The organism is Inquilinus limosus MP06, assembly GCF_000767795.1.
Lineage (GTDB): Bacteria > Pseudomonadota > Alphaproteobacteria > DSM-16000 > Inquilinaceae > Inquilinus > Inquilinus limosus_E.
In genome coordinates this window covers 1-3117 of sequence record NZ_JANX01000659.1, presented here as the reverse complement: position 1 = coordinate 3117, position 3117 = coordinate 1, and the positions used below count along the sequence as shown (strand labels likewise).

3 protein-coding genes are annotated in these 3117 nt (G+C 68.6%); all 3 read left to right on the top strand.

What is annotated here, in order from left to right; translation table 11 throughout:
* Positions 1 to 79 precede the first annotated feature (79 nt).
* The 3 genes from fba to P409_RS30395 are packed head-to-tail and all read left to right on the top strand — an operon-like array spanning position 80 to position 3071.
* On the top strand, positions 80 to 1159 hold the full coding sequence (gene fba / locus P409_RS30405; protein WP_034847257.1) for a class II fructose-bisphosphate aldolase: 1080 nt from the start codon (positions 80 to 82) through the stop codon (positions 1157 to 1159).
* Positions 1160 to 1171: 12 nt separating this feature from the next.
* Positions 1172 to 2656 (top strand): form I ribulose bisphosphate carboxylase large subunit, encoded by a 1485-nt coding sequence (locus P409_RS30400; RefSeq protein ID WP_034847255.1) that lies wholly within the window; start codon positions 1172 to 1174, stop codon positions 2654 to 2656.
* A 13-nt stretch (positions 2657 to 2669) separates the two neighbouring features.
* Positions 2670 to 3071 (top strand): ribulose bisphosphate carboxylase small subunit, encoded by a 402-nt coding sequence (locus P409_RS30395; protein ID WP_034847253.1) that lies wholly within the window; start codon positions 2670 to 2672, stop codon positions 3069 to 3071.
* Positions 3072 to 3117 lie beyond the last annotated feature (46 nt).

Here is a 3117-nt window from a genome sequence, read left to right as displayed (position 1 = left end):
TACCCCCTCCCGGGCGGGGGAGGGGGGACTCGGATAGCTCGGAACGCCTGATCGCTCCATTGACCCCCAGGAGGCCCAGATGGCCCGCATCACGCTCAGACAGCTTCTGGACCACGCGGCCGAGCATGGCTACGGCGTGCCCGCCTTCAACATCAACAACATGGAGCAGATCCTGGCGATCATGGCCGCGGCGAAGGCCGTGGACGCGCCGGTGATCCTGCAGGCCAGCCGCGGCGCCCGGTCCTATGCCGGCGACCTGATGCTGGCGAAGATGGTGGAGGCGGCGGAGGCGATGCATCCCGGCATCCCGATCTGCCTGCACCAGGACCACGGCAACGACGACGGCACCTGCCTGTCCGCCATCCAGCACGGCTTCACCAGCGTGATGATGGACGGGTCGCTGGAGGCCGACGCCAAGACCCCGGCCAGCTATGAGTACAATGTCGGCATCACCGGCCGCATCACCGCCGCCGCCCATGCCGTCGGCGTATCGGTGGAGGGCGAGCTCGGCGTGCTCGGCAGCCTGGAGACCGGGCAGGGCGAGGCCGAGGACGGGCACGGCGCCGAGGGTGCCTTGGGCCACGACCAGCTGCTGACCGACCCGGACCAGGCGGTGCAGTTCGTGCGCGAGACCAGGGTCGACGCCCTGGCCATCGCCATGGGCACCTCGCACGGCGCCTACAAGTTCTCGCGCCGGCCCGACGGCGAGATCCTGGCGATGCATGTGGTCCAGGCGATCCATGAGCGGCTGCCGGAGATCCACCTGGTGATGCACGGCTCCTCCTCCGTCCCCGAGACGCTGCAGGAGCGGTTCAACCGCTTCGGCGGCGAGATGCCGAAGACCTGGGGCGTGCCGGTGGAGGAGATCCAGCGCGGCATCCGGCACGGCGTGCGCAAGGTCAACATCGACACCGATTGCCGCCTGGCCATGGCCGCCGAGATCCGCCGCGTGGCGGTGGAGAAGCCCGGCGAGTTCGACCCGCGCAAGTTCCTGCAGCCGTCGATGGCGGCGCTGGAGGCGCTGTGCCGCGAACGCTACGAGCAGTTCGGCACCGCCGGCCAGGCGTCGAAGATCACCCCCCTGCCCCTGCCCGAAATGGCGAAACGCTACCGGTCCGGCGCGCTCGACCCGCGCATCGCGATCGGCGCCGCAGCCTGAGAGGAGAGCTCCATGAGCACCAATGTCACGACCCTCGACACCAAGGCCGCGACCACCGTCACCGGCAAGGAGCGCTACAAGGCCGGCGTGCTGCAATACCGGAAGATGGGCTATTGGGAGCCCGACTACGTGCCGAAGGACACCGACGTCCTGGCGCTGTTCCGGATCACGCCGCAGGACGGGGTCGACCCGGTCGAGGCGGCGGCGGCGGTGGCGGGCGAGAGCTCCACCGCCACCTGGACCGTGGTCTGGACCGACCGGCTGACCGCCTGCGAGAAGTACCGGGCCAAGGCCTACCGGGTCGACGCGGTGCCGAACCAGCCGGGCCAGTACTTCGCCTATATCGCCTATGACCTCGACCTGTTCGAGCCGGGGTCGATCGCCAACCTGACCGCGTCGATCATCGGCAACGTCTTCGGCTTCAAGCCGCTGAAGGCGCTGCGGCTGGAGGACATGCGGCTGCCGGTCGCCTATGTGAAGACCTTCGACGGGCCGCCGACCGGCATCGTGGTCGAGCGCGAGCGGCTGGACAAGTTCGGCCGGCCCCTTCTGGGCGCCACGGTGAAGCCGAAGCTGGGACTCTCAGGGCGCAACTATGGCCGCGTGGTGTACGAGGCGCTGAAGGGCGGGCTCGACTTCACCAAGGACGACGAGAACATCAACTCCCAGCCCTTCATGCACTGGCGCGACCGGTTCCTGTACTGCATGGAGGCGGTGAACCGGGCCCAGGCGGTGACCGGCGAGGTCAAGGGCACCTATCTCAACGTCACCGCCGCGACCATGGAGGACATGTATGAGCGGGCGGAGTTCGCCAAGTCGCTCGGCAGCGTCATCGTCATGATCGACCTGGTGATCGGCTACACCGCGATCCAGTCGATGTCGAAATGGGCCAGGCGCCACGACATGATCCTGCATCTGCACCGCGCCGGCCACGGCACCTACACGCGGCAGAAGACGCATGGCGTGTCGTTCCGGGTGATCGCCAAGTGGATGCGCCTGGCCGGGGTCGACCACATCCATGCCGGCACCGTGGTCGGCAAGCTGGAGGGCGACCCGAACACGACGCGGGGCTTCTACGACATCCTGCGCGAGGACCATCTGCCGGCCAAGCTGGAGAACGGCGTGTTCTTCGAGCAGGACTGGGCCAGCCTGCGCAAGGTGATGCCGGTGGCGTCGGGCGGCATCCATGCCGGGCAGATGCACCAGCTGCTGGACTATCTGGGCGAGGACACGGTGCTGCAGTTCGGCGGCGGCACCATCGGCCACCCGATGGGCATCCAGGCCGGCGCCACCGCCAACCGGGTGGCGCTGGAGGCCATGATCCTGGCCCGCAACGAGGGCCGCGACACCAAGGTGGAGGGGCCGCAGATCCTGGCCGACGCCGCCCGGCACTGCCAGCCGCTGCGCCAGGCCCTCGACGTCTGGAAGGACGTCACCTTCGACTACGCCTCGACCGACACGCCGGACTTCGTCCCGGCCGTCACCGCCGCCGGCTGAGGAGGCCGCCATCATGCGCATGACCCAGGGATGCTTCTCCTTCCTGCCCGACCTGACCGACAAGCAGATCGCCGCCCAGGTGCAGTACTGCATCGACCATGGCTGGGCGGTGAACATCGAGTTCACCGACGACCCGCACCCCCGCAACACCTATTGGGAGATGTGGGACCTGCCGATGTTCGACATCCGCGACGCCGCCGCGGTGATGACCGAGCTGGCCTCGTGCCGGAAGGCCTATGGCGACCGCTACATCCGCATCTCCGGCTTCGACGCCACGCCGGGGTGGGAATCGCTGCGGATCTCCTTCCTCGTGAACCGCCCGCCGGAGGAGGCGAGGTTCGCGCTCGAGCGCCAGGAGGTGGAGGGAAGGAGCATCCGCTACACGACGCGGCTGGTGGCGTCTTCCGCCAACTGAGCCTTTCCTTTCTTGTCCCCCCTCCCCTCGCGGGAGGGGGGCAGGG